At 62.3% G+C, this 26,775-nt stretch carries 24 protein-coding genes; 10 read left to right on the forward strand and 14 right to left on the reverse strand.

The features are described 5' to 3' along the window. Window positions 1-103 precede the first annotated feature (103 nt). Window positions 104-823 carry a response regulator transcription factor gene (locus SOP85_RS02260; protein ID WP_323625956.1) on the forward strand — a complete coding sequence of 240 codons (720 nt, stop codon included), beginning with the start codon at window positions 104-106 and terminating at the stop codon, window positions 821-823. After that, window positions 820-2,340 carry a sensor histidine kinase gene (locus SOP85_RS02265; RefSeq protein WP_323625958.1) on the forward strand — a complete coding sequence of 507 codons (1,521 nt, stop codon included), beginning with the start codon at window positions 820-822 and terminating at the stop codon, window positions 2,338-2,340. The genes SOP85_RS02260 and SOP85_RS02265 overlap by 4 nt, the downstream gene beginning before the upstream one ends. A 127-nt stretch (window positions 2,341-2,467) precedes the next feature. Here SOP85_RS02265 and SOP85_RS02270 read toward each other — a convergent pair whose 3' ends face one another. From SOP85_RS02270 to SOP85_RS02285, 4 genes are all read right to left on the reverse strand, one after another. Then, complete coding sequence (locus SOP85_RS02270) at window positions 2,468-3,223, reverse strand: class II aldolase/adducin family protein (protein WP_323625959.1); 756 nt, start codon at window positions 3,221-3,223, stop codon at window positions 2,468-2,470. Continuing rightward, entirely contained in the window at window positions 3,220-4,158 is a 939-nt protein-coding gene (locus tag SOP85_RS02275) for a CobW family GTP-binding protein (RefSeq protein WP_323625960.1), read from the reverse strand. Before SOP85_RS02275 ends, SOP85_RS02270 begins: the two co-directional genes overlap by 4 nt. After that, window positions 4,155-5,903: an amidohydrolase gene (locus SOP85_RS02280; RefSeq protein WP_323625961.1), complete on the reverse strand. Its 1,749-nt coding sequence runs from the start codon at window positions 5,901-5,903 to the stop codon at window positions 4,155-4,157. The genes SOP85_RS02275 and SOP85_RS02280 overlap by 4 nt, the downstream gene beginning before the upstream one ends. A 62-nt stretch (window positions 5,904-5,965) precedes the next feature. Continuing rightward, window positions 5,966-7,570: a 5-guanidino-2-oxopentanoate decarboxylase gene (locus SOP85_RS02285; RefSeq protein ID WP_323625962.1), complete on the reverse strand. Its 1,605-nt coding sequence runs from the start codon at window positions 7,568-7,570 to the stop codon at window positions 5,966-5,968. 147 nt (window positions 7,571-7,717) lie between these two features. Between SOP85_RS02285 and SOP85_RS02290 the strand changes: the two genes are divergently transcribed. From SOP85_RS02290 to SOP85_RS02320, 7 genes are all read left to right on the forward strand, one after another. Continuing rightward, on the forward strand, window positions 7,718-8,623 hold the full coding sequence (locus SOP85_RS02290; RefSeq protein WP_323625964.1) for a LysR substrate-binding domain-containing protein: 906 nt from the start codon (window positions 7,718-7,720) through the stop codon (window positions 8,621-8,623). 290 nt (window positions 8,624-8,913) lie between these two features. Continuing rightward, entirely contained in the window at window positions 8,914-10,005 is a 1,092-nt protein-coding gene (locus SOP85_RS02295; protein ID WP_323625965.1) for an ABC transporter ATP-binding protein, read from the forward strand. A gap of 91 nt (window positions 10,006-10,096) precedes the next feature. Next, window positions 10,097-11,209 (forward strand): ABC transporter substrate-binding protein, encoded by a 1,113-nt coding sequence (locus SOP85_RS02300; protein ID WP_323625966.1) that lies wholly within the window; start codon window positions 10,097-10,099, stop codon window positions 11,207-11,209. Between the two features lie 10 nt (window positions 11,210-11,219). After that, window positions 11,220-12,092, forward strand: coding sequence for an ABC transporter permease (locus SOP85_RS02305; RefSeq protein ID WP_323625967.1), 873 nt, complete (start codon window positions 11,220-11,222; stop codon window positions 12,090-12,092). 7 nt (window positions 12,093-12,099) lie between these two features. Beyond that, a complete protein-coding gene (locus tag SOP85_RS02310; protein WP_323625968.1) occupies window positions 12,100-12,927 on the forward strand; it encodes an ABC transporter permease in 828 nt (275 codons plus the stop codon). 278 nt (window positions 12,928-13,205) lie between these two features. Continuing rightward, window positions 13,206-13,910, forward strand: coding sequence for a hypothetical protein (locus SOP85_RS02315; RefSeq protein WP_274073898.1), 705 nt, complete (start codon window positions 13,206-13,208; stop codon window positions 13,908-13,910). A gap of 200 nt (window positions 13,911-14,110) precedes the next feature. Next, window positions 14,111-15,541, forward strand: a complete 1,431-nt coding sequence (locus SOP85_RS02320; RefSeq protein ID WP_323625969.1) for an aminotransferase-like domain-containing protein — start codon at window positions 14,111-14,113, stop codon at window positions 15,539-15,541. 184 nt (window positions 15,542-15,725) lie between these two features. On the opposite strand, the gene SOP85_RS02325 is transcribed toward SOP85_RS02320, so the two are convergent. The 10 genes from SOP85_RS02325 to SOP85_RS02370 all read right to left on the reverse strand — a co-directional run bounded on the left by SOP85_RS02325 (window position 15,726) and on the right by SOP85_RS02370 (window position 25,029). Further along, the gene (locus SOP85_RS02325) at window positions 15,726-16,526 is read right to left on the reverse strand and encodes an N-acyl homoserine lactonase family protein (RefSeq protein WP_323625970.1); all 801 of its coding nucleotides are present in this window, start codon (window positions 16,524-16,526) and stop codon (window positions 15,726-15,728) included. A gap of 14 nt (window positions 16,527-16,540) precedes the next feature. Continuing rightward, entirely contained in the window at window positions 16,541-17,500 is a 960-nt protein-coding gene (locus SOP85_RS02330; RefSeq protein ID WP_323625971.1) for a diiron oxygenase, read from the reverse strand. Between the two features lie 65 nt (window positions 17,501-17,565). Then, window positions 17,566-18,324, reverse strand: coding sequence for a TauD/TfdA family dioxygenase (locus SOP85_RS02335; RefSeq protein WP_274073902.1), 759 nt, complete (start codon window positions 18,322-18,324; stop codon window positions 17,566-17,568). A gap of 21 nt (window positions 18,325-18,345) precedes the next feature. Then, the gene (locus SOP85_RS02340) at window positions 18,346-19,218 is read right to left on the reverse strand and encodes a branched-chain amino acid aminotransferase (protein ID WP_323625972.1); all 873 of its coding nucleotides are present in this window, start codon (window positions 19,216-19,218) and stop codon (window positions 18,346-18,348) included. A 31-nt stretch (window positions 19,219-19,249) separates the two neighbouring features. Then, complete coding sequence (locus tag SOP85_RS02345; protein WP_323605645.1) at window positions 19,250-20,602, reverse strand: KamA family radical SAM protein; 1,353 nt, start codon at window positions 20,600-20,602, stop codon at window positions 19,250-19,252. Window positions 20,603-20,636: 34 nt separating this feature from the next. After that, window positions 20,637-21,293, reverse strand: a complete 657-nt coding sequence (yfcF, locus tag SOP85_RS02350; protein WP_323625973.1) for a glutathione transferase — start codon at window positions 21,291-21,293, stop codon at window positions 20,637-20,639. Between the two features lie 199 nt (window positions 21,294-21,492). After that, entirely contained in the window at window positions 21,493-21,978 is a 486-nt protein-coding gene (locus tag SOP85_RS02355) for a cupin domain-containing protein (protein WP_323625974.1), read from the reverse strand. 84 nt (window positions 21,979-22,062) lie between these two features. Then, the gene (locus SOP85_RS02360) at window positions 22,063-22,557 is read right to left on the reverse strand and encodes a RidA family protein (RefSeq protein WP_274073907.1); all 495 of its coding nucleotides are present in this window, start codon (window positions 22,555-22,557) and stop codon (window positions 22,063-22,065) included. 48 nt (window positions 22,558-22,605) lie between these two features. Then, complete coding sequence (locus SOP85_RS02365) at window positions 22,606-23,886, reverse strand: ATP-grasp domain-containing protein (RefSeq protein WP_323625975.1); 1,281 nt, start codon at window positions 23,884-23,886, stop codon at window positions 22,606-22,608. Between the two features lie 42 nt (window positions 23,887-23,928). Continuing rightward, window positions 23,929-25,029, reverse strand: coding sequence for a hypothetical protein (locus SOP85_RS02370; RefSeq protein ID WP_323605641.1), 1,101 nt, complete (start codon window positions 25,027-25,029; stop codon window positions 23,929-23,931). A 148-nt stretch (window positions 25,030-25,177) separates the two neighbouring features. On the opposite strand from SOP85_RS02370, the gene SOP85_RS02375 reads away from it, so the two are divergent. Then, a complete protein-coding gene (locus SOP85_RS02375; RefSeq protein WP_274073910.1) occupies window positions 25,178-26,596 on the forward strand; it encodes an aminotransferase-like domain-containing protein in 1,419 nt (472 codons plus the stop codon). Window positions 26,597-26,775: the final 179 nt, after the last annotated feature.

Raw genomic sequence — 26,775 nt, forward strand, 5'->3', positions numbered from 1 at the left:
ATCTTTTGATCTTGATCTTTAAAAACAAGATCAAAAGATCGCAGCCTTCGGCAGCTCCTACAGTGAGTGGCATTACGCACCCTGCGCAGAAGGATTGAGCTGGATGGAACAGACCAAACGCATCCTCGTGGTCGAGGATGACCTGCATATCGCCGACCTCATCTGCCTGCACCTGCGGGACGAGCAGTTCGAGGTGGTGCACAGCGCCGATGGCACTGAAGGCATGCGCCTGCTGCAACAGGGCAACTGGGATGCGCTGATCCTCGACCTGATGCTGCCCGGTGTCGATGGCCTGGAAATCTGCCGCCGTGCCCGCGCCATGGCCCGCTATACGCCGATCATCATCACCAGTGCGCGCTCCAGTGAAGTGCACCGGATTCTCGGCCTGGAACTGGGTGCCGACGACTACCTGGCCAAGCCGTTTTCCATGCTCGAGCTGGTGGCCCGGGTCAAGGCGCTACTGCGCCGGGTGGAGGCCATGGCACGCAACCTGAAGATGGACGCCGGCAGCCTGCTCATCGACGGCCTGGCCATCGACCCGATCACCCGCGAAGTGGCCCTCGACGGCCGGCGCCTGGACCTCACGCCCCGAGAGTTCGACCTGCTGTACTTTTTCGCCCGCCAGCCGGGCAAGGTATTTTCGCGCATGGACCTGCTCAATGCCGTGTGGGGCTACAGCCACGAAGGCTACGAGCACACCGTCAACACCCACATCAATCGCCTGCGCGCCAAGATCGAGGCCGACCCGGCGCAACCGGTGCGCATCCTCACGGTCTGGGGTCGCGGTTACAAATTCGCCACCGGTAAGGAGCCACGGCCATGAGGCTGACCCTGACGCAGCGCCTGTCCCTGGTGTTCGCCGTGCTGCTGCTGGTGTGCTGCGGCACCTCGGCGTGGCTGCAGGTGCGTTCCAACCAGATGCATGAGCAGGAAGTGGTGCAAGGGCTGTCCCGGGACCTGGCGCAGCACATCGCCAGTGACACGGTGCTGATGGACACCCAGGGCCTGATGCCCAACGCCGTGCGCGATCTGTTCAGCAAGCTGATGCAGGTCAACCCCAGCGTCGAGGTTTACCTGCTGGACACCGAGGGCAAGATCGTCGGCAGCGCCGCGCCCGAAGGCCGGATCCGCCGTGAGCGCGTCGACCTGGCGCCGATCCAGCGCCTGCTGCGGGGCGATGCCTTGCCGATTGCCGGCGATGATCCGCGCAGTGTCGATGGGCGCAAGGTGTTCAGCGCCGCGCCGTTGAAGGTCGACGGCAAGCCGGTCGGTTATCTCTACGTGGTGCTGTTGGGTGAAGACCACGATCGCCTGGCCGAGCGCGGCGCCACCAGTGCGGCACTGAATACTGCCCTGCTGTCCATCGGCCTGGTCGCGCTGCTGTGCCTGATTGCCGGCCTCACTGCGTTTGCGTTGATCACCCGACCCTTGCGCCGTCTCACCGACACCGTCAGTCAGTTCGACATCGACGGCGTCCCGGTCTCGCCGGCCCTGCCCGTCACTGTGGACAAAACCGCCAGCCATGACGAGATCGCGATACTCGACGCCACGTTCCGGCAGATGCAGGCGCGCCTGGGCGAACAATGGCGCTCCCTGACCCGCCAGGACCAGGAGCGCCGCGAACTGGTGGCGAACATCTCCCACGACCTGCGCACGCCGCTGGCGTCGCTGCATGGCTACCTGGAAACCCTGTCGCTCAAGGACGCCACGCTGTCACCCGACGACCGTCGTCGCTATCTCGGCATCGCCCTGGATCAAAGTCGCAAGGTTGGCGGTCTGGCGCAGTCGCTGCTTGAGCTGGTGCGGCTGGAGCATGGCTTCGTGCAGCCGGTGCTGGAGCGGTTTTCCCTGACTGACCTGGCCCAGGACATCTTCCAGAAATTCGAATTGACGGCCGAGGCGCGGCAGGTCGAATTGAAGGCCACGTTCGCCCCCAACGTGTCTGCGGCCTGTGCGGACCTGGGATTGATCGAGCGGGTGTTGACCAACCTGTTCGACAACGCCTTGCGCCATACGCCGCCAGGGGGCGAGATTGAACTGGGGTTGCGTCCGCAGGGGTCGTTCATTGAAGTGACGGTCAGCGACACCGGGCCGGGTATTGCTCCGGAGTTGCGCGAAGGGCTGTTTTTGCGGCCGTTCAATATCGGTGGGGCACGGCGTGATGGTGGGTTGGGGTTGCGGATTGTGCATCGCATCCTGCAATTGCATGGGCTTGAGATTCAGTTGATCGACAGGCCGGGGCGTGGGGCGACGTTTCGGTTTTCATTGCCGATCGATGAACAGACCGCGGCGGCACTGGCGGTGCGATCCATGAACCTGAATACACCGGGGCAGGCCTGAAAATTTTTGGTGCCTGGCATGGCCTCTTCGCGAGCAAGCCCGCTCCCACAGGGGAACTGCGACATACCCCTTTGTGGGAGCGGGCTTGCTCGCGAAGGGGCCAGCCGATTACTTACAGAGCCACAGATTAATCCCGATACCCAGGTGCCACCCGCTCCAGCAATCTCAACAACGCCGCCCAAGCCAATTGCATCGCATCCGGATCATTCAGCTCCCCCTCCTCCAACACCCGACCCGGCTCATTGAACTGGCGCTCGGTATGCGCGCAAACCTCTGCCGGCGGCAACACCAGTTCACCCGCCGCCATGGCCGCCAACTGAATGTCGCAGGCCTTCTCCAGGTAGTACATGCGCATGAACGCCTGCCCCACCGTCTCACCCACCGTCAGCAGGCCGTGATTGCGCAGCATCAACACCGGCTTGTCGCCAATGTCCGCCACCAGCCGTTGCTGCTCGCTCAGGTCCAGCGCCACGCCTTCGTAGTCGTGGTAGGCGACCCGATTGTAGAACTCCATGGAGATCTGATTCACCGGCAACAACCCGCACTTGAGTGCGGCCACCGCACAACCGGATTTGGTGTGGGTGTGCAGCACGCACTGTGCATCTTCCCGTGCGCCGTGGATCGCACTGTGGATAACAAAGCCCGCCGGGTTCACCGGGTACGGCGATGGCTCGACGGCGCGGCCATCGAGGTCGATCTTGACCAGATTGGACGGGGTAATTTCGTCGAACATCAGCCCGTAGGGGTTGATAAGAAAGTGATGCTCAGGTCCTGGAATGCGCACCGAGATGTGGGTGAAGATCAGGTCGGTCATGCGAAAGTGCGCCACCAATCGGTAACAGGCGGCGAGTTCTTCACGCAAACGTTGTTCGATCGGATTCATGCGCTCACCTTCACGGTGCAGGCCTCAAGTCCCTGTCCCAACGCGTCCCACCCATCAAAACCCCGGCGTGCGATAAACACCAGGCGCGTGGCGCTGGCCTGATCGGTGGCGGGCGAAAACTGACTGCGAGTACCGACATGTTGCAACCAGTGCGCCTGGTTGCCTTGGGCCAGCCGCACCAGCCCCTTGACCCGAAATACATCACTGGGCAGCGCCTGCAACCAGCCGCGCAAACCCTCGGCATCGAGCGCCGAATCGCTCTGCCACAGCCAACTGCTGAACATCTCGCCGTGATCGCCATCGGCAACTCGGGTCAGCGGTTTCAACGCCCGGGTTTCAAGCTCCAGATCGGTGTCCAGCCACAGTGCATCGGGCAACTGCGCCTGCACGCTTTCGTGAATCCGGGTCCTGGAACCCAGTGCATCACGCAGCGCCTGCAACTGTGGCGCGTCGACCAGATCGGTCTTGTTCAGCAGCAACAAATCGGCAGCAGCCACCTGGGCCCTGGCCAGGCGGGCGTACTCACCGTCCAGTTGCAGATGCCGGGTGGCGTCGACCACCGTGATCACCATGTCCAGCTGCATCTGGCTGCGCAGCTGTGGATAAGCCAGGGTCTGCACGATGCGCTGCGGGTCGGACACGCCGCTGCACTCGATGACGATGCGTTCCAGCCGCGGCTCCAACTGCGCCAGGCTGCCGAGCTGGGCCAGCAGGTCTTCCTGCACGGTGCAGCAGATGCAGCCGTTTTGCAGGCTGTACACCGCGTCGGTCACCTCGGAAACGATAGCGGCGTCGATGTTCAGTTCGCCGAAATCGTTGACGATCACCGCCAGGCGGCTGCCTTCGGCGCGGCGCACCATGCGGTTGAGCAAGGTGGTTTTACCGGCGCCGAGAAAGCCCGATACGACGGTCACGGCGATTCGTGGTGTGGTCATTCTGCCTTGCCCTCCAGCACCGGTGGCTCGCCCTGCCAGACCGCCTTGAGGCCGATTGCGTCCAGCGTCGAATGGCGGTCGTAGACCAGTTGCCCTTCGACGAAAGTCAGCAGCACCTGGGTCTTGTGGATGTAGTTGCGCGCAGGCATAGCGAACAGGTCACGATCGATCACGATCAAGTCCGCCGCCTTGCCCACTTGCAGGCTGCCGGTGCTGTGCTCCAGGCCCATGGCCACGGCGCCGTTGCTGGTGATCACGGTCAGCGCCTGTTCCAGGCTGATCGGGTCGCCGAAGCAGGCCGGGTCGTCGTTCCACGGGTTCTGCCGGGTGATCATGGTTTCCAGCGCCAGCCACGGGTCGATGGACGCCACCGGCCAGTCGGTGCCCATCACCGCGGTGCCACCGGCGGCGAGCACGCCCTTGAAGTCATAGATGCGCTTGAGGCGTTCCTGGCCGTAACCAGAACGCGCGCCGCTGGCGAAGGGTGTCGGGTACCAGGCTGCCGGGGAGAATTCGGCGATGACGTTGAGTTCCTTGAAGCGCGGCAGGTTGCCCGGGTGCAGCAAGGTGCTGTGGGCGCACTGGTGGCGCACGCCGCTGAAGCCGTTGCGTCGACGCGCCTCGGCCACGGCATCGAGGAACACGTCGGACGCGCCGTCGCCGGTGCAGTGGGCGATCACGCGGATACCCTTGCGGTCCATGTCCACCACCATGTCAGTGATGTGTTCCGGGGTCAGGTTGAGCTTGCCGCGCCAGCTCGATTCCTGCGGCCATGGGGTCAGCAGGTACGAAGACTTTGGCTCCACGGTGCCGTCGAAGTGGAACTTCACCGCGTTGGCGCTCAGGCGTGCGCTGCGATAGTAGTGACGCTCGCCGGCGAGCAGTTCCCAGCGACGACGCACAGGGAAGATGTCGTCCTGCCAACTGATCGCCGCTTCGATGCGCACCGTCAGTTCGCCGCTGTCATCCAGCTCCTTGAGGGCCTGCAAGCGCTGTTCGCAGACGTGCACGTACTTGCTCGCCGTGACGCCCCGCGAGCTCTGGAAGTGCACGCCATCGCGATAGGCGCGGCGCAGCACGCTGACCGGGGTCGGCGGCATGGCGGCATGGATCATCGCGTAGGCGCCGTCGATCATCAGGCCGGTGGGTTCGCCGGTCAGTTCGTCACGCTCGAAATAACCGTTGCGCGGATCTGAGGTGTTGCCATCGATGCCGGCCAGTTCCAGGGCCTTGGAGTTGACCATCATGGTGCCCCACATGCGGTCGAGCAGCGCTACGGGGCGGTCCGGCATGACGCTGTCGAGCCAGGCGCGGCCCGGGGTCAGGCCAGCTTCGCGGAAGGTGTAGCGCACCCAATATTGGCCGTAGATCCAGCCATCACCTGGATGACTGTCGGCATAGCTCAGGATGCTTTCGCGCAGTTGCTCGGGCGTCGGGTCTTCGATGCCGACATCCAGGTCATCGGCGTAGCGCGGCGCCAAAGCGAGGTCGGGGTGCGTGTGCATGTCGTGCAGGCCCGGCATGCAGAACGCGCCTTGCAGGTCATGCACACGGGTGTTCGGGCCCTTGAACATTTCGATCTGGCTGAGGCCGGCGACACCGATCAACTTGCCATCGCGAATCGCCACCGCTTCGCCCCATGGGTTGGCAGGGTCCTGGGTGTAGATGCGACCGTTGGCGAGGATCAGGTCGGCGTAGGTCCCCTGCACGGAATGGGTAGAGGAAAAATTATCGGACTCAGCCATGTAAGCCACCTTTGAGTTCAGGAGATTGAAAGGTCCGGGGACCGTAAAAATTTGTTGTTGTTTTAGTCAGCAAGAAAGGTCGCGGCATCCACCTCGATCATCACCGGTTCGACGCTGTTGCCCAGTTGGCCCAGCAGCTCGCGCAGGTCCTGCAGATTGCTCGCCCGGTGGTGAGCGACGTGGCAGCTTCGAGCCAGGGCGGCGAAGTCCGGGGTGAGGATGTCCACCCCCAGCAACGGCACCGCCTTGGCATTCATGTAGTCGCGGATTTCGGCGTAGCTGCTGTTGTTCCACAGCAGCAGGATCACGCCGACGCCGGCCTCTTTGGCGGCGATCAGTTCGGCGCTGGAAAACTGCAGGCCACCGTCGCCGACCAACGCCACCACCGGCCGCGATGGATCCGCCAGCTTGGCGCCGATGGCGGCGGGCAAACCGTAGCCGAGGGTGCCGTAGCCGCTGCCGGCGTTGAACCAGCTGTTCGGTGTTGGCGCGCGGTAGCCCAGGGCGCCCTGATACGCCGGTTGGGTCGAATCACCGACGATCAGCGGCTCTGGCAAGTGATCTCGCACGGTATCGAGCAAGGCCTGCATGCGGCTCTGCTTTGCGCTCCAGCCAGCGTGCTCGATGGCGTTGACCCGGCTCACCCGCTCCCCTGCCCAGGCACCATCGGCCTGGTGTTGCGGCAGTTGCTCCAGTAACGCGAGCAAACCCTGCTCGGCATCGCCCAACAAGCCGACCGTGGCCGCTTGCACGCCAAGTATTTGCAGCGGATCGATGTCCAGGCGAATCAGCGGTGCCTTGAACTGCAAGGGGCCGAGGCCGAAAAAGTCGTAATCGGTCTCCCCCAGTTCGGTGCCGACCGCCAGCACCACGTCGGCCTCGGCAAACAGCTCGCGGCCATGGGCCGAGGACTGCACGCCGTCGAGCAATAGAGGATGGTCAGGGGCCAGCAAACCCCGGGCGTTGGTGGTCAATGCCACGGGTGCCTGCAGACGTTCGGCGAGCGCGGTCAGGGTTGCGGTAGCCCGACGTGCACCGCCGCCGGCGAGGATCAATGGGCGCTTGGCGTTCTGGATCAATTCGACGGCGCTGGCGATGCCCTCCGGTGCTGGCGCCGGTGCTGCCGGCAACGCGCGGGGGCGCAAGTCCAGGCCCTCGGCGGACATCTCCAGCACGTCCAGCGGAATCTCGATGTGCACCGGTCGTGGCCGCGTGCAGCCGAACAGGGCAAAGGCCCGCGCCAGCACTTCCGGTAATTGCGCCGGGTGCTGCAGCGTATGGCTGAAGGCGCAGACCCCGGCGACCAGCGCGCGTTGATCCGGCAGCTCATGCAGGTGACCGTGGCCCAGGCGCAAGTGTTCGCGACGGTTGCAGGTGGAGATCACCAGCATCGGCACAGAGTCCGCATAGGCCTGGCCCATGGCGGTGATGATGTTGGTCATGCCGGGGCCGGTGATGATGAAACACACTCCCGGCTTGCCGCTGGCGCGGGCATAACCGTCGGCCATGAAGCCGGCGCCCTGTTCGTGGCGCGGGCTGACGTGTTTCAGGCGGCTGCCGTGCAAGCCGCGATACAGCTCGACCGTATGCACGCCGGGAATGCCGAAGACAGTTTCGACGCCATAGCCTTCCAGCAGCTGGACGAGCGCCTGGGCACAACGGGTCATGCAGCACCTCTTTTTATGATGGGCCGAGCGACCCGAGGACAATTGGCGCTAGTATTGTTGAATCAACCGATACAACAATCGATTTTTTTTGGCCTGACTGTTCGATTTACGTCACCATACGAACTCACAACAAGCACGGGATGATTTATGCGTTTTCCTTCGATGACCGCCCTTCGCGCGCTGGACGCCGTCGCCCGCACCGGCAGCGTGTCGGTTGCGGCCCGTGAACTGAACCTGACCCGCAGCGCCATCAGCCACCAGATCAGCAAGCTCGAGGAATGTGTCGGCTTCCCTCTCACCGAGCGCATCGGCCGGGGCATCGGCCTGACGTATCAGGGCGAACGTTATGCCCGGGAGGTGCACGGGATACTGTTGAACCTGCTCGATGCCGGGCAGTCGATCGACGACCAGGAGATCTCCGGCCGGCTGTGCGTCAGTTGCGCCCCGGGGTTTGCCACCTATTGGTTGTGCCACCACATCGGCGCGTTCCTGCGTCAGTATCCGCAGGTGCAGTTGCAGCTGATTTCCCCGCGCACGCCGGACGACATCAGCAACCCCGGCGCCGACCTGTTCATTGCCTACGGGATTGGCGACTGGCCGGAGATGGTCGTCGAAGAGATTGTCGCGTTGCGCTTCTTCCCGGTGTGCAGCCCGCGCCTGATCAACGCGCTGAGCGGCCTGAAAAGCCCGCAGGAGCTGAGCAACTTTGCGTTGCTGCACATGACCGATTACTCGGACTGGCGAGTCTGGCTGACCGCCGCGGGGGCCTCTGGGGTCAACGCGGTGAGCGGCATCCTGTTCTCTGACGCCCACTGCGCGCAATCGGCCTGCATTGCCGGCCAGGGCATCGCGATCGGCGACAACCTGATCAGCGGCGATGCCTTGTCCAAGGGGCTGCTGGTGCGCCCGTTCGACATCACCATTGACTTGCACCGTGGCTATTACCTGGCGGCCGACCCGCAAAAAGCCGAACGCGCGGTGGTGCAGGCCTTCAGCAACTGGGTCAAGACGCAGCTGCAGTCATCCCACCAGACCTGGCAGGACACCCTCTAAACCACACCACCTCTCCCCCTGTGGGAGCGGGCTTGCTCGCGAAGGCGGTGTGTCAGTCGCCAAAAAGGTTGAATGTGACGCAGCCTTCGCGAGCAAGCCCGCTCCCACAGGGTAAAGCTCTATCTCGGGGCATTGCGCCAGCCAGGTATTTGTTCAATAAAACTAACCAATACGGGCAAAATAATTCCATTGATGTAGCGATATTTTTAACAATAATAACGCCCAAAGCCCATTTCGGATTTGCATCCGTCCTCGTACGTTTTATGGGCAATAAAAAGAGGAACCTCATTGTGTCCAGCCGTTCAGCGATTCAGCTCAGCGCTCAAGGTATCAGCCAGTATTACGGCCGTTTCGCGGCGCTGGATAACGTCGACCTGGATGTTCGCCAAGGCGAATTCCTGACCCTGCTGGGCCCTTCCGGCTCGGGCAAGACCACCTTGCTGATGATCCTGGCCGGCTTCCTCACCCCCACCGCCGGCAAGTTGATGGAGCAAGGCGTCGACATCATCCGGCGCTCCGCCGAGAAGCGGAACTACGGCATGGTGTTCCAGGGTTATGCCCTGTTCCCGCACATGACCGTCGCCGACAACGTCGCCTACCCGCTGCGCATCCGCAAAGTCCCGGCCGAAGAACGCAATCGCCGGGTCAAGCACATCCTCGAAGTCGTCGGCCTCGGCGCGCACATGCACAAGAAACCCGCCGAGATGTCCGGCGGCCAGCAGCAGCGGGTGGCGATTGCCAGGGCGCTGGTGTTCGAACCGGAACTGTTGCTGCTCGACGAACCGCTGTCGGCCCTGGACAAGAACCTGCGCGAACAGCTGCAAACCGAATTGCAGCGCATCCATCGTCAGGTCGGCACCAGTTTCGTGTTCGTCACCCATGACCAGAACGAGGCCTTGGCGCTGTCCTCGCGCATCGCGATTTTCAACCACGGCAAGCTGACCCAGGTCGACACCCCGGAAAACATCTACAACCGCCCGGAGAGCCGCTTCGTCGCCGAGTTCCTCGGCAAGATGAACCTGTTCCCGCTGAACAACTTGACCCGCAATGGCCAGACCGCCAGCGGCCGCTGCGGCACCAGTGTGCTGCACGCCCAGGCGCCGAATGCGCTGAGCAATGCGCCCATCGTGCTGGCCGTGCGCCCGGAGCACATGGAGCTGCACAGCGATTGCCCGACCCGGGACGGCTACAACGTGATGCCGGCGCAGCTCACCGACAAGGTCTACCAGGGTTCCAGCACCCACCTGTCGTTGAAGGTCGGCGGCGACACCTTGCCGATCAACCTGTCCGTGCCCGGTAATCACCCGGGGGCGCTGATGCAAAGCGGCGCGCCGGTGTGGCTGAGCTGGCCGGTGCAGCAAAGCTTCCTGTTGCAAGCCTGAAAAACCCAAGAATTTGCGTCACAAAGCTCTCTTCCAATGACAACAAAAAGGCCGGTGCCCACGCAGGCATCCGCCGACTGAGGACTTGTCCATGCGCCAGGATCACCAACAAGACTGCATCGAAGTGCTTATCGAAAAGGCCCGTGGCGGTCAGATCAATCGTCGCACCTTCATCCAGGCCATGGGCCTGTTGGCGGCGGTACCGCTGGCGTTGCGCAGTGGCATCAGTTGGTCGGCCGACAAGCCGCTGGTGGTGGTCAACTGGGGTGGCGATGCGCTGAGCGCGTTCCGTGCGGCGTGGACCGACACCTTTACCAAGAATACCGGCATCCAGGTGCGCATCGACGGCGCCGGCCCGACCGAGGGCGCGATCCGCTCGCAACTGGCCAGCGGTCAACCGAGTTGGGACGTGGTCGACGTCGAGAGCTACAGCGCCATCGTGCTGGGCCGGGAAAAGATCCTGCAACCGCTGGACTACAACACCATCAAGCGCGATCAGGTAGCTCCGGCGCTGAGCTCCGACTTCGGCATCGCCAGCTATCAGTTCAGCTACGTGATGGCCTGGGACAGCGAAAAATTCGGTGATAACGGGCCGAAGACCTGGGCCGATTTCTGGGACGTGAAGAAATTCCCCGGCAAGCGCACCCTGTACAAATGGATGAACGGGATGCTCGAAGCAGCCCTGCTCGCCGACGGCGTTCCACCCGATCAGCTGTACCCGCTGGATGTGCCACGGGCGATGAAGAAGATCGACGAGATCAAGCCGCACGTGCTGTCGTTCTGGAGTTCGGGCGCCGAGAGCCAGCAACTGATGGTCGACGGCGAAGTGTCGGTGGGTGCGATCTGGCACACCCGCGCCAAGCTGCTGAGCGAAGACACCGACAACCGCGTGCGCTGGAGCTTCGACAACGGCTTCATCAACTCCAGCAGCTGGGCAGTGCTCAACGGCAACCCGGCGGGCACCCAGCCGGCCATGCAGTTCATCCAGCAAGCCTTGCAGCCGGAAGGCCAGCTCAAGTTGTTCGAACTGCTGGGCAACGGCCCGTCGAACAGCGCCACGGAAAAACTGATGTCGGCCAAGCAGCTGGAAGCCAACTGCGCCTCCGAAGCCAACCTGAAAAAACAGATCGCCCTCAACGCCCAGTGGTACGCCGACAACTATTCCAAAGCCCTGGAAGAGTACCTGACGCGGTTGTCCAAGTGAGGCATCGACCATGACTACAACCCTTACTTCCACCCTGACCGCCCCCAAGCCGCGCTTCAGTTCGCCGGGTCTGGAGCGCGGCCTGCTGCTGTTTCCGCTGCCGGTGCTGTTGCTGGTGTTCTACGTGTTGCCGTTTCTCGGCGTGGTGGGCTGGAGCTTCTCGCTACCAACGCCGGGCATCGAGCAGTACCAGCGCATCGCCACGGACCCGGCGATCCACGAGATGCTCTGGCGCACCTTGCGCCTGTGCATGACCGTGAGTTGCCTGGCACTGGTGCTGGGTTACCTGTTGGCGTACTGCTGGGTGTTCAGCCCGCCGTTCTGGCAGCGAGTGGTGGAGATCTGCATCTTCATCCCGTTCTGGATCTCGGTGCTGGTGCGGGCCTTCGGCTGGTTGATCGCCCTGCGCAGCAATGGCGTACTCAACAACGGCCTGATGGGCATGGGCCTGATCGATCAACCGTTGCAACTGAGCCGCAATGAAATCGGCGTGGTCATCGGCATGCTCCACGTGATGATCCCCTACGCCGTGTTCCCGCTGCTGTCGACCATGCGCCAACTGGACCAGCGCGTGCTAATGGCCTCGCGCGGCCTGGGTGCCGGCCCCTTGCGCACCTTTTGGCAAGTGCTGCTGCCGCAGACCCTACCGGGCATCCTCGGCGCGTTCATCATGGTCTTCGTGTTCTGCCTGGGCTTCTTCATCACCCCGGTGCTGTTGGGCGGCGGGCAAACGGTGATGATCGCCGAGTACGTGTTCCTGCAAATGTTCCAGACCAGCAACTGGGGCCTGGGTGCGGCGCTCAGCGTGGTGCTGCTGGCCCTGGTCAGCGCGCTGATCTGGGTGCTGTTGAAAATGACCCGCGTGAACCGACTGGTAGGCTGAGATCACTATGAATACCCATCGCACAAGCCTGAGTACCCGCCTGCTGGCCGTGGTCGCCATGGCCTTCATGCTGTTCCCGCTGCTGACGGTCATCCCGGTGTCGTTCACCAGCAAGCGCTTTTTGTCGATGCCCGAAGGCAACTGGTCGCTGCGTCACTACGAGGCGCTGGTGAGCAACCCGGACTGGTTCCATGCCATCAGCCAGAGCCTGACCATCGCCTTCGCCACCAGCATCATCGCCACTCTGCTGGCGGCCAGTTTCAGCCTCGGTATCTGGTACATGCGCAACAAATGGGCCACGGCGTTGATCGGCCTGGTGCTGTTGCCGATGGCGATCCCGCCGGTGATTTCCGCACTGGTGCTGTACTTCATGGAGACCAAGCTGGGTCGCTTCGCCCCCGGCATGGGCTACGACACCCTGACCGGGGTGGTGATCGCCCACGTGATCATGGTGGTGCCGTACGGCGTGGTGACCATGCTGGTTGCCCTCAGCCAGATCGACCGACGCATCGAACTGGCCTCGCGCAACCTCGGCGCCAGCCTGATGCAGACCACCTTCATGGTGATCCTGCCGAACCTGAAACTGGGCCTGGCTTCAACCGCCCTGCTGGGGTTCGCCCTGTCCTGGGAAGAAGTGGCGGTGACGCTGTTCATCACCAGCGTCAATGTCGACACCCTGCCCAAGCGGATCTGGAGCGGCTTGCGCGATAACGTCGACCCGAGTGTGGCGGCGATTTCGGTGTTGTTGATCTCGCTGACCCTGTTGGTGCTGATTGGGCGGCTGGTGGTTCAGCATCTGGCGGATAAGCGCGCGCAGAAACTGCTGCATCCCTAAACACGCCCGCGTTTGTCATGAACGCGGGGCTTTTTTTGTATCGGTTCACACCGAACCTGTAGGAGCCGGCTTGCCGGCGAAGGCGTCCGAAAGACAGGCGCAATGTTCAGGGACGCCTTCGCTGGCAAGCCAGCTCCTACAGGGTTTGTGTGTTGTGATTTTGTCCGTTGGCCTGTTGGGCCGTGACAACGCCGCCCCGGTCCAATAGATTAGGCGGCCTGAAAAAGCCCCCGGGCTTTCTCGCCCCTATTCAAGTTCAAAGAAGTAGTGAAATTTCAATGTCAGATTCCAACACCGCTGAATCCGTAGTCACCCTGTCGTCCAAAGCGGAATACGAAAACTCCATCAATCTTTCACAGCACGTCTCCCAGGCCAAGACCATCAGCGAGATGGTCCTGGACGCGTTTCAATCCACCCGCGAAAGCGAGCAGATCCGCGAGCTGCGCGCCGCGATCCGCCAGGCCCACGACAGCTTCGACGACGACAAGGCCTACGAATTGATGGGCCAGCTCAAGCAGCTCAAGGACGCCGAGGCCGCCGACATTGCCGCCCTCGAAGACCTGAGCAGCAAGTTCCCGATCAGCCGCATCCTGTCCAGCTTCAAGGACGATCCGGCGTTCCAGGAAATCGTCTACGGCCTGGCCCTCAAGGTGCTGAACCAGACCCACCAGGCCATCAGCAACCCGAGCGGCGGCAAGAGCAAGGCCGCCAAGGCGAAAAAAGAAGTCGAAGTGTTCACCATCAGCAAGGACGGCATCAGCGTCACCTTGCCGCTGCGCACCCCGCGCTCGCGCCTGAGCGTCGACCGTGAAGCCCTGGAATTCCTCGGTTTCACCTTCGTCGGCGAAGGCGACGAGGCCGAGCTGCAAAGCGAGACGTTCCTGGACAACCAGGGCGCCGAACAAGCGGTCAACCGCAAGAACATCATCACCGCCCTGCAACAGCAGACCGCCTTCGACGGCTACAGCATCGCCGCCCAGTAACACCCGCCAGCGCTTCACAAGAGCCCCGCCACCGTGCGGGGCTTTTTATTGCCCGCGATTCCAGCGAAACCGCGTTTAGTGTTCCAGTATCAAGGCCAGAAAAACACTTCCCTTCACCCATCTGCACCACGGGTCCGCCTGCAGGGAGCGTCAACTCACTTTCCAGCCCAGACCTCAGTGGTGCGACTGCTGAGGTCATCATGAACACGCTTCCCTTGTACCGTCAGTTGGCCAACCACTACCTGGACGCGATCCGCAGCGGCACCCTGAAAACCGGCGAGCGCCTGCCCTCGATCCGCCTGATGATGGAAAAACACGCCGTCAGCCTGTCCACCGCCGTGCAGGTCTGCCGTGAGCTCGAGGACTATGGCGTACTGGAAGCCCGACCGCGCTCGGGCAATTACATCCGCCAGCCCGACACGCCGGGCAAAGCCGTCGCGATCAGCCTGCCGCCGCCACTGGATACGGGCGTCTATGTCGGCATCCACGAGCAAGTGTCAGCGGTGCTCAAGGCCAGCCAGCGCGCGACGGTCAAGGTCAACTTCGCCAGTGCCTACTGCGCTCCGCCGCTCTATCCGCTGAAGGTCTTGCAGGACAACATGATCAAGGCCTTGCGCCAGGACCCGCATCTGCTCGATACCAGCAGTTCGACCAGCGGCCACAGTGCCCTGCGCAATGTATTGGCCCGGCGGATGCTGACCGCCAAGACCCACCTGAGCGCCGAACGCATCGTGATTACCCACGGCGCCACCGAAGCGATCAACCTGGCCTTGCGCGCCGTAACCCGCCCCGGCGATACCGTGGCCGTGGAGTCGCCGACCTTCTACGGCGTGTTGCAGATTCTCGAAAGCCTCAACCTGCGGGTGCTGGAAGTCCCGGCCTCGACCCCTGCGGGGATTCACCTGCCGGCCCTGGAACAGCTGCTGCAAGGGCCGGAACCCATCAAGGCGCTGATCGTCATGCCCAACCTGCACAATCCGCTGGGCAGCATCATGCCCGACGCTCACAAGGCGCGGCTGGTGAAACTCTGTGCCGAGCACGATACGGTGCTGATCGAGGACGATACCTACGGCGACCTGGTGGACACCGAGCAACCGCTGTCCACCCTCAAGCACTGGGACCGCACCGACAGCGTGATCTATTGCGCTTCGCTGAACAAAACCCTGGCCCCGGGCCTGCGCCTGGGCTGGATCAGCGCCGGCAAATGGCACGACCGCGTGGAAATGCTCAAGCACACCCAGACCCGTGGCTGCGAGAAGTTGTCGCAGCTGGCGGTCAGTGCGTTCATGGCCACGCCTTCCTATGAACGCTACCTGCGGCGCTTGAGAAACACCCTGACCCAGCAGCGCCAGCAAATGAGCGCGGCGATATTGCGCTACTTTCCCGAGGGCACACGGGTGACCAATCCCCGGGGTGGGACGTTGCTGTGGGTAGAGTTGCCTGCGCAGTATTCGTCCATGATGCTTTTTCATGACGCGTTGAACGTCGGTATACAGATTTCACCTGGGGATATCTTTTCCAACACCCGGCGTTTCCATCACTTTATGCGCATAGGTTGCGGAGCGCCGTATTCGCCAAGGATTGATGAGGCGCTGCAAACCCTGGCCCGCCTCCTCAAAAACCAGGCTTAACACACCCCCTGTAGGAGCTGGCTTGCCAGCGAAAGCGTCAGCACATCCAGCATCGAGGTGCCTGACACACCGCCTTCGCTGGCAAGCCAGCTCCTACAGGTTTGCGGTGTGTCAGCACATCCAGCATCGAGGGTGCCTGACACACCGCCTTCGCTGGCAAGCCAGCTCCTACAGGGGTTGCGTGTTATTGGGGGTTTTGGTGTAGGCAGATGATATGCGGGTCATCATTCCAATGCGGGAAGCGCTCGGCGATCAGCGGGTCGTGGCCGGGGATGACGTGGTCTTCGCTGTCGGCCAGGCGATTGATCTCGCTGAACGCCTCCAGGCTTTGCGCCAGGTCATCGATGATTGGAAACGGGCTGCGCTGGCGAATATTGACCCACAGGTGCGCCGCGTCCGACGCCAGCACGATCCAGCCCCGCTCGGTGTGCACCCGCACCACCTGGCTACCCGGTGTGTGTCCGCCCACCGCGTGCAGCGTCACGCCCGGCAGCACCTCGACCGTGCCGTTGTGCAAACGCATGCGCCCCTCGAACAGCGGCGGCAGCGCCGACATCACGTCCTCCACCTCGTAGGTCTTGTTCACGGTGTGATGGGCCATCTTCGGCCCGGTGCAGAAGCGCAGTTCCGCTTCCTGCAAATGCACCGTGGCCTTGGGAAACAACCCCAGGTTGCCGGCATGATCCCAGTGCAGGTGCGTGAGGATCAGGTGCTCGACCTGCGCCGGATCGATGTCCAGTTGCCGCAGGGAATCCTCCGGCAGGCGATACATCTGACGGTTGCGGCGGTCCGCCGTGGCCGGCTGAAAACAGGTGTCGACCACAATCACCTGATGCTCGTTGCGAATCACCCAGAAGTAGTAGTCCAGGGGCATCGGCGCATTGGGGTCGCCGCAGCAGGCATCGTAGAGAAAGTTCTCCCGGGCGGTGCGCTGCGCGTTGGCGCCGACCCGGATGGCGAACACTTCGTACAGGGGAACGGACATGGTCACCTCCGGGTTCAGGCGGCTGCGGTGGCTTTGAGGGTCGGACGGAAATCGAAGTCGATCTGCTCGCTGATGCCCAGGTCCTGCGCCAGCTTATGCAGGCCACTGTAGTCGCGCATGATCGTGGCGTTTTTGTTGCTCTCGCGGGTGTCGGCGATGATCGCCTGGGCCTCCTCGACCCCAAGCTGCGTGAGGATCGCCTCCCACATCGAGTAGTCCTGGGCGATGAATGCACTCAGCGCCACCGAAAGGTGACGGGCGAAAAACTCCCGCTGTTCGGGCTGCATGTTGGCGTACATCACCTTGGCGACTTCGGCCAGCACCTTGCTGTGGGCGTATTCGTCGCGGTTGTGCAGTTCGGCCACGCGGCGGTTCTGCGGCTGGATGGTCTGGTCGTCCGCCAGCAGGTCGAGGTAGGCATTGACGCTGATCTCGGCCACCACCGCGAAGGTGATCGCCGCCAGGTCGCGCTGCCATTGTTCGGGCAGTTCCTCACGCAGGGCCTTGAGGCGCAGGTAGGTCACCGAGGGCGGCAAATCCAGGTCCTGGTCGAGGGCGCGATCGAGCTTGGTCCGCTCGATGGCGCGCAGGTGCATGAGCGTGTGGTAGTGCTCGTCGATCAGGGTCTGCTGCATCGCCTCGCGAAAATGCCAGTCGTCCTTGCCCAGGTACTGCTGGGCGATGACGCTCAGCGCCGGGTTCACTACATGCTCCTCGGCGGTGACGGTGCGCAGGTTGTAGCCGATCCAGCCCCAGGTCACCACCTTGCTCTTGAGCTCGTCGCTCAAGGCCTGGAACTTCGGGTGATGGAAAAACGGCACCATGCACTCCGGGTAATCCGGGCGTGCCGGGTCGAACACTTCGTCGACCTGGCCCCTGTCCGGCGCACAGACCCCGGCGCGTTTGGTCCAGGCCTGATTGAGCCGCACGATCAGTTGGTGATCGACCTGGGCAATCTCGATTGCTGTTTGCATGACGCAATACCTGTAGAACGCGTACCCGCCAGGGGTACGCGGAAAAAAGAAGGGCGACGGAAAAATCAGGCCAGCCAGTAGCGGGTCAGGTTGCGCGCCGGGTCAGTGTATCGACTGCGGGCATGGATCATCCGCCAGTTGTCCCAAATCAGCAGGCACCCGTCGGGAATCAGCACCGGGATGTTGTGCTCGACAAAGTACGCTTCGCCCAGCGCGGCAAATCTTGCCAGCGGCGCCGTGCTGTTGGCCACCTGCGATTGCTGCAACGCCTCCTTCGACGGATTCACATCGCCGTAGTGAAACTGGTTGTAGCTGAAGCGAAAGATGTCGCCGTCCTCGGTGGGGGTCAGGATGTATTCCCTGACACGGGTTTGCGCCGGTTCGCCAGGCTTGGCGGTGGCGACGAATTCCACCGGCGTATCATCGAGCCACTCGCGCAGTTCCGGCTCGGTTTGCTCGAGCGACTTCAGGAACTCATAGCCGTCCACCAGCCCCGTATGCCCGCCACCGCACGTCGCCTGTGTATGGCAATGCAGCGCCAGGTAACGTGGCGGCGGGCCGTACACCGGCGCTTCGGTGTGCGGGCCGATGCCGTTCATGCTCTGGGAGTACGGCAAGTCCTCGTAGCCCGGCTTGCGGGTGATGGCGAACGCCACCTGGCCATTGAACTGCGGAATGATCGGGCCGAACTCATGCAGTGTTCCCGTAACGTCGTGGGCGAATTCCCCTGGGGTGAGCACCGTCCAGCCACGACTCGACAATTCTTCATGGCGATGGCCCAGTGAAACATAAGGTGTGCACGCAACAATCCCTTGGTCTGACATGGTGAGTTTCCTGGCGGTTTATCAGGCGTTGACGGTTGAGGTGTAAGCGGCAATCAATGCACCGCAGGCGTTGCCCGGTCGGTAGCGCTGTTCATCGATGCTCTGTACCGGGGTGATTTCGGCGGCGGTGCCGGTGAGAAAACACTCGTCGAAGTCGCCCAGTTCCGTGGGCAGGATCGTGCGTTCGATGACCTGGTAATCCAGCGCCCGAGCCAGCTCGATGACGGTCTGGCGGGTAATGCCGTCGAGGAAGCAATCCGGCACTGGCGTATGCAAGGTCCGCCCCTTGGCGAAGAACACGTTGGCGCTGGTGGCTTCGGCGACATGGCCGCGCCAGTCGAGCATCAAGGCGTCGTGGTAGCCGTGGTTTTCGGCGTCGTGCTTGCTCAAGGTGGCGATCTGGTAATGCCCCGACGCCTTGGCTTCGAAGGGGCTGCTGCTGGGCGGTGGACGGCGCCACGTGGCGGTCTTCAGGCGGATGCCGGCCATGCGCGCCGCCGGGTCGAAATAGCTCGGCCATTGCCAGCAGGCGATCGCCACATGCACACGATTGAAACGGGCCGAGGTGGAAATCATCTCGCTGCCGCGCCAGGCCACCGGGCGCAGATAGCCGTCGCCCACCTGGTTGCGTTGCAGCAATTGATGGCTGGCCGCTTCCAGCTCGGCGGGTTCGAAGGGAATGGCAAAATCCATCAGCTGCGCCGAGCGATACAGCCGCTCAGTGTGTTCGCGCAGCTTGAAGACCTTGCCGTTGTACACACGCTCGCCCTCGTACACCGTGCTTGCGTAATGCAGGCCGTGGCTCAGCACATGCAAGCGCGCCTGGGACCACTCGACGAACTCGCCATCGAGCCAGATCCATCCTTCGCGCTGATCAAACGGGATACCGCTCATGTCCTTGTCTCCCCAGTAATTAAGCGTCGTCCTACGCCGTTTGCAGCAGGACCGGTATCAACTGCGGCGCAGGCGCCAGCAACAACTCGGCCTCGGTCTGAAAGAAAAAAGCCCGTTCGCCGAAAGCCGGGCGCAGCTCGTCGAACCAGGTCGCCTGCGGATCGAAGCGCGCATAGAAGGTGCGCAGTACCCACAACGGATCCCGGGCCTGGAGGAACTGCAACACGAAGACCTTTTCCCCGGCGACGGTCTCGATGCCGTTGATCAGGACCTTGCCGTAGAAGGTGCTCATCGACGGCCCGCGCACTGTACGTGCCAGCCCCGACACTGTGCGATAGGCCGCCTGGAAGATCTCGAACGCCCGTGCCAGCGGCATCGCGAAGTAGTGGCTGGGGCCGGTGTCGCGCTCGACGAACATGTAATAGGGCACCGCCCCGAGCCGTACGCCTTCGGTCCAGAGATGGGCCCAATCGGCGGGATTTTCGTTGATATGGCGGATCACCGGTGCCTGCATGCGCAGGGTCGCCCCCGTGGAACGAATGCACTCGATGGCCTGCCGGGCGATGGCCGGGCGGATCTCCACCGGGTGGTTGTAGTGGCCCATGATCGAGAGGTTTTTCCCCGCCGCGACGATCCGCCGAAACAGCGCCAGCAACTCGGGCGCATCCTTGTCGCTGACGAACCGCTGCGGCCAGTACGCCACCGACTTGGTGCCGATGCGGATGTTCTGGATGTGCGGCAGATCCAGGAGCGGCTCGATGTACCCTGCCAGCGAGCGGGTGTTCATGATCATCGGGTCGCCCCCGGTAATCAGCACATCCGTGACGTCGGTGTGTACCTTGAGGTAGCTGACCAGCTCCTGGGATTCCCGTGCGTTGAACTTGAGCTCTTCCTCACCGATGAACTGCGCCCAGCGAAAACAGAAGGTGCAGTAGGCGTGACAGGTCTGGCCGGCACCGGGGAAAAACAACACGGTCTCGCGGTACTTGTGCTGGATGCCCGGCAGGACTTTGCCGTCGAGGGTCACGCCGTTGTGCGTCAGTTGCCCGGCCGGATGGGGGTTCATGCGCAGCCAGATCGCCTCGATCCGCCGCTTGATCGCGGCGGCGTCATCCTGTTCGATCAGTTGCTTGAGCGAGGCATACTCCTCCGCCAACAACATGTCCTTGTGGGGAAAGGTCATGCGGAAAATCGGATCGTCCGGGATGTTGTTCCAGTCGATCAGCGTGCCCAGCACGTATTCATTGGTTCGAAACGGCATGACCCGGGCCACGACCGTCATGGCTTCCTGCAACGCAGGCGTCAGCTTGTGCCAATAGGGCGTGTCGCGAATGGTGCGGGCGTTATAGGGTTTGTAGCGTTCGTGCTCCGACAGTCCTTGCATGGCAGCGCTCCTGGTGATTGCCCTGACAGTCGCCTCAAACAACAGCGGGTGCGATGGCCGGCGCTTTGCGCTCGATGTCCATCCATGCCCGAACGCTGTCGCGATCCCACTGGCGGCGCACATAGGCCGCGAGCCGCGCCGGGACTTGATCGCCATGGGCGACCAGCCGGTTGAGCATGATCGCCAGGTCGGTGTCGGCAATGCTCCAGTCGCCGAAGAGGTGCTCGGCGCCCTCCTCCAGCAAGCGGTCGGCGACGAAAAACAGGCGTTCGACCGCGGCCCTGGCATCGTCGGAGAGCGGCGCGAGTTGCTTGCCGAAGTACACCAGGTCAAACGGGCGCTCCTTGCGAACCACCAGCAAATCGCTGCGCAGCCAGGCCTGAAGTTGGCGGGCCCGGGCGCGCTGCTGGATGTCTTGCGGGAAGAGTCTGGTATGTCCCGGGGCGAGTTCCTCCAGATACTCGGCGATGGCGGAAGACTCCGACAGCGCAAAACCTGCGTGAACTAAGGTGGGAATCTTGCAGGTCAGGGAAATATCACGATATTTATCCTGATAGTTCTCGCGCGCTTTTAAATCCAGAGTGACAAATTCAAATGAAAGTTGCTTTTCCTTGAGCGCCACAAACGCCGACATGGCAAAAGCACTGACAAAATCCGCACCCACATAGAGTTTAAGCTTGTTGCTTTCCATAGAACGCTCCCTTGAACTAAACACATAAATCCGTTGCATTCCAGGCGATCGTAGTAAGTTGACCGGGCGCTGAATAGATACAGAAATTGTCCGTTTGCATCGATACAGATGGCAAATTGCCACGGGGCAACGCGGGTACAGCAGAAATGAAAAAGGGAGTCGGCGAATGCGGACTCCCTGGTGGGCAACGGAGGGGAAATTACAGCGAGCGGGGGATCAGGCCAACGTTGTCGTTGTAGTTGGCGAGCAGCAGCGCCTGGGGCATGTTGCTGATGTTGAGCATGGCCAGCGGCTCGGTGGCGCTGGTGTTGACGAAGCCGTGGCGGGTCCAGGCCGGCACCAGCAGCACGTCACCGCTGCCGACGCCCACAGCCTCGGCATCGCCCAGGGTCAAGGTGCCGTTGCCGCTCTGGATGATGAACAGGTGCCACCAGGCATGAACATGGCCGATGAGTTCCGCGCCCGGTATCAACCATTGCATGGACACCGCCATTCCGGGGGTCAGCGAGCAGCCGTCGAGGCTGCCGTCGTGGGCCAGCGCGACAATATCGACATCGCTCGCCTCAAGGCTTTTGCGCATAGCCGTTAGTTCAACATCCTTCCACACCCGTGGTTTTAGCGGTTGTTGAACCAGACTTTGGCGAAAGTCCTTATATGAAAAGAACGCACCTTGAATGCTGTTCATGTTCGGGTTCCAACTTATTCTGCCGAGTTGAGTCATCCGACCTTAGGCGAACATTTAATCCCTGTAAAGCCGAACAACTCATACTTATAAGGCAGAGGGTCGCAACGCCACGATCATGTCCACTTCCACTGCCGCGTTTTTTGGCAACTGATAAACGCCGACGGTAGTGCGGGTATGTTTGCCCGCATCGCCAAGTACGTGACTGAAGACATCCGAGGCGCCGTTGGCCACTTCACTGAGGTCGACAAAGTCCGCGGTGGATTTCACATACACCGAGACCCGGATCAGCGACTTGATCTTGTCCAGCGAACCAATGGCATCGACGATCAACGCCAACCCGCGCATCGCGCAGAGGCTAGCGGCCGCTTGCGCATCCGCCATGTCGAGGTCCAGGCCGACCCGGCCGGGGTATTGGATCTTGCCGTTCACCCGCGGCACCATGCCGCTGATATGCAACTCGTCGTGGTGACGAATCAGCGGAGCGTAATGCCCGCCCACGCTGTTTTCGCCGTAGATGTCGTAGTCGAATTCCTTCGCCAGCGCGATGAAGCGCTCATCACAGGTCATGTGCTCAATCATTTAACAAACCTCTTGATCAGTACTGCAAAAAACATTGATCCCTGATGCTCAACACAGCATCCGTGCAGGTGGCGCCAGGCTGTTGATCCCGATGCTCGACTCAACGGCCTCGGCCAGGCGAAGCAGGTCATTGCTGAGCTGTGTGTAGTCTTCGTTGAACAACACGATGTGGCCGATGAACGAGAAGTTGTCTTTCACCAGCGCGCTGACCGCATCGCCAATGCGCTTGGTTACCACCGCCTCCACCAGGTCGATGTCCAGCGAGCGGGCCAGGGCCTGGATGTCCGGTACATCGCGCAGGATGCCGCCCGTGCTCGCCCGCAGCAGGCGTATGCCGCAGTAGCCGCGCGGCACCGGTTCCCGGTTATCGACCTGGCCTTCCACGGCCCAGCGCACCCAGCGCTCCCACGGGTCGAAATCGACGAATGCCTGACGTGCCAGGTCCCAGATGTGCATGCCCCCGGGGCGCATGTTGGTTTCAACGGCCGAGGTGCGATGGTTGGCCCGGTAGAACACCTCGTTGTGCCAGGCTCCGTTGTCCTGGGAAACCAACCCCGCCATGTGCTGGCCGGCAGCCTTCAGTCGAGCCTGTACCTCAGGCGCCAACGGAGCGGGCACCACTTGCTGGATCTCGGCGCGGTAGGCGCCTTCGGTGGTGGTTTTTTCGGTGATCCAGGTACTTCCGGCGACATAATCCCAGCTGTATTCCCGGGCGTTCTGGATCAGCTCTTCGAGTACGATTCCGCCCTCGCGATAAGGCTTGAGTGCCTGCCACGCGTCGTCGCATTCGGACGGGTGTCGGATCACCCGGCAGCCTCGGCTGGCACCTTCGCAGGCAGGCTTGATGAACGCCTTGCCGCCCAGCTCGATCACGCGCTGACGCAGGTCCGGCAGGCTCTCGATACGGCTGGAAACCACCGGCCGGTAATCTTCGGGAGCCGTGCTGGCGCAAGCTTCGAGCTGGCGGAAAATCTGTTTGTCCAACCCCGCCCGGGCCTCGGCGGGTGAAATACCGGGCAAGCCGAAATGACTGGCCAGCGCCGCACCGAGCAGCACGCCACGGTCGGAAAACGGCAGCACGCCGATCAGCTTCCAGCGATCGGCGTTCAGGCACCCCACCACCAGCTCGAGGGAGGCCGCTACGTCCTGCTCGGCCAGCGAAGTGCTGCAGACATGGTCCGCCACCTGATCGTCATAGGGCTGGACCTGCTCGACCAGCAGGATCAGCCTGGCGTTGTACAGCGACTTGCACAGATCGCGCAGCTTCTGGATATCGTGAACCCGACTGCCGTTGTACCCCACCACTACTACGCATGAAGTCGTATTCATAAAGCCCCCGACTTGCAAAGTGAAAACCGAAACAGCGATGACTCAGTCGTGCAACGACGCGATGGATTGCCGGTTGAGCCAGTACCAGACCAGGATCCCGCCAGCGCCGATGGCAGCCAGCACCAACGCGTTGTAGGGCGGTGGCGCGACCCGCATGATCAACACGGTCAACCCGGCGCCGACGCCCAGGGACACTTCCTTGACGAACATGTTGTTCTGCTTGACCGAGAAATAATCGAGGTGGCTGAAGGCGCATTCGGCGATGGACAGCAGCGCCACCCAGATCAGCGCGCCGACCAGGGTGTCGACGTGGAACGCGGCAGGCGACGACAGCACGGCAAAACCGCCGACAATGATGCCGATCACCGTCAGCACCTTGAAGCGCCCGGTGCTCTCGATCAGCTTCATGACCGGCACTTGCGCGAAGACCACCACGGCGCTGTTGAGGATCAGCATCAGCCCATACCAGGCCGGCAGCTCGCCGGTCTTGAGCAGGATCGCCTGTGGCAGGATCGAGAACACGCCGAACAGCTTGATGCCCATGATGACGCCGGCGATGACCCACGGCAGTTTGTTGCGCCAGCCGCTGCCGTCCTGGCTGGCGGGACGGGCCACCACGGGGTCACAGGTGAAGGTCGCGCCCATGGCGATCGGCAGGCACAACAGGACGAAACCGGCGGCGCCCAGGAAGAACAGGGTCGGGGTCAGCAGCGGCGACAACAGGATCAGCCCTGCCAGCAGGCTGCCCATGTTCATCGCGACACGGTTGTAGGCGGCGCCCTCCTTGGTCTGCGCCGCTTCGCTCTTGATCAGGTAACCGGCAATCGCAATGCCATAGGCGAACAACGCCGCGGCAAACATGACCACGCCCTGGTTGCTCGTGATCGCCAGCAGTACCAGCCCCATGGCGGCGCACAGCAGCGTAACGCTCAAGGAGCGGCGGCCGAGTACCAGCAGGGTCAACGGCAACAGCAGCAACAAGGCCCGATACCCCAGGGCCAGGATGCTGTTGGTGGCGGTATCGAGCCAGACGTTGGCCTTGCCCAGCACCGCAAACAGCGACACGGCGGTGATGATCCGGATGGTGAACAAGCGCAGGTTGATGACCGGCTTGGCCGCGACGACCGTTGTTTCGACACTCATGCAACACCTCACGAACCTGGCATCGATCGACCGGCATAGGTCGACCCTCCAGAAACTCTGTAAGGCGATGGTAGAAAGAGATGCTTGTCTTGGTCAGAGCAAGTTCGTATAGAATCAAACGAACTTTACTGCCAGAGAGACCAGTAAAATGCAGGCTCAGCGCGCAGTGATCGCCGCTATCGAGTTCCAGCCGGGTGTGCCGCTGGTGCAGCAGATCGTCGATCAGTTGTCGGTGGCAATCACCAAGGGCGGCCTGCCCCACGGCTCCAGGCTGCCACCGATCCGCGAACTCTCCGACCTGATGCATGTGGGCAAGTCCACGGTGGTCGACGCCCTCGACCGCTTGCGCGCCAAGGGCCTGGTGGTGTCACGCCAGGGCTCGGGGCATTACGTGCACCGTTCCAGCACTACCCTCCAGGCCAGCGCCGGCCCCGACCTGCTGCCCCAGGACACCCTCAGCGTAGTGCGTCGCGCGGTGCTGCTGGACAATGGCGCGCTGCGCCCGGGGGCCGGTTTCCTGCCGTCCTCCTGGTTGCCTGCCGAAGAATTGCTCAAAGCCGTGCGCGGCACCCTTCGCGCCACCACGCTGCGCATGGGTGAATACGGTAATGCCAGCGGTTACCTGCCACTGCGCCAGGCCTTGCGGGTGAAGATGGCGACCCTGGGCATCGAAGCGCCGGTGGAGCAGATCATCACCACCGCCAACACCGTACAAGCCATCGACATGCTGATGCGCCTGCTGGTCAAACCCGGCGACACAGTGCTGCTCGACGACCCGTGCTACTTCACGATGCACACCAACCTGGCCTGGCACGGCGCCAAGGTCATCACCATCCGCCGCGATTGCGACGGCATGGACCTGGAAGCGTTCGAGCAACTGCTGATCGCCCATCGCCCCGTCCTGTACATGACCAACAACGCCCTGCACAACCCGACCGGGCACTCGTTCACCTCGGCGCAGGTCTACCGCCTGGTGGAGCTGAGCCATCGCTACCATTTCCACATCCTCGAAGACGACCTGTACTGCGACATGCAGCAACGCCGAACGCCGCGCCTGGCTGCGAGCGGGCTGGACAACGTGTCCTACGTCTCGGGCTTCTCCAAGACCCTGACCGCCAACAGTCGCGTCAGCTTCGCGGTGCTGTCACCGCAACTGGCCGCGCGGATGGTCACCCTGAAAATGGCCTGCGGCGGCATGACCTCGGAAATGGCCGAACAGATCATCTGCACCATGCTCAGCGACGGCAGTTACTCCAAGCACATGCGCCGCACCGTGGACCGCCTTTACGAGTCGAACAGCCGGGTGGCGGCGTGGCTAGGTGAAGCCGGGTGTTCAGTATCCTCACTGCCCGGTGAAGGGTTATACATCTGGACGCGATTGCCAGATGGATACGATGCCGAAACCCTGGCCCGAAAGGGATTGGAAATCGACCTGGTGCTGGCGCCGGGGACCATGCTCAGCAAGGCCGCGGATGGCAACCAGTTTCTGCGCTTCAACGTGGCGCACAGTGATCATGTGCAGGTGCGCGAACGGTTCTTCCGCTTGCTGGACAAGCCACACAAATAACTGACTGTCTTCGATCCTGTGGGAGCGGGCTTGCTCGCGAAGAGGGCGTTATATCCAGCATCAATGTCGCCTGAAACACCGCTTTCGCGAGCAAGCCCGCTCCCACAAGGATCCTGCGGCGCTCAATCCCATCCCGGCCAGCACAAGGCCACGATTGTGCATTCCAATAACCACACGCT

Source organism: Pseudomonas sp. YuFO20 (assembly GCF_035064975.1).
Taxonomy (GTDB): Bacteria; Pseudomonadota; Gammaproteobacteria; order Pseudomonadales; family Pseudomonadaceae; genus Aquipseudomonas; species Aquipseudomonas putida_AE.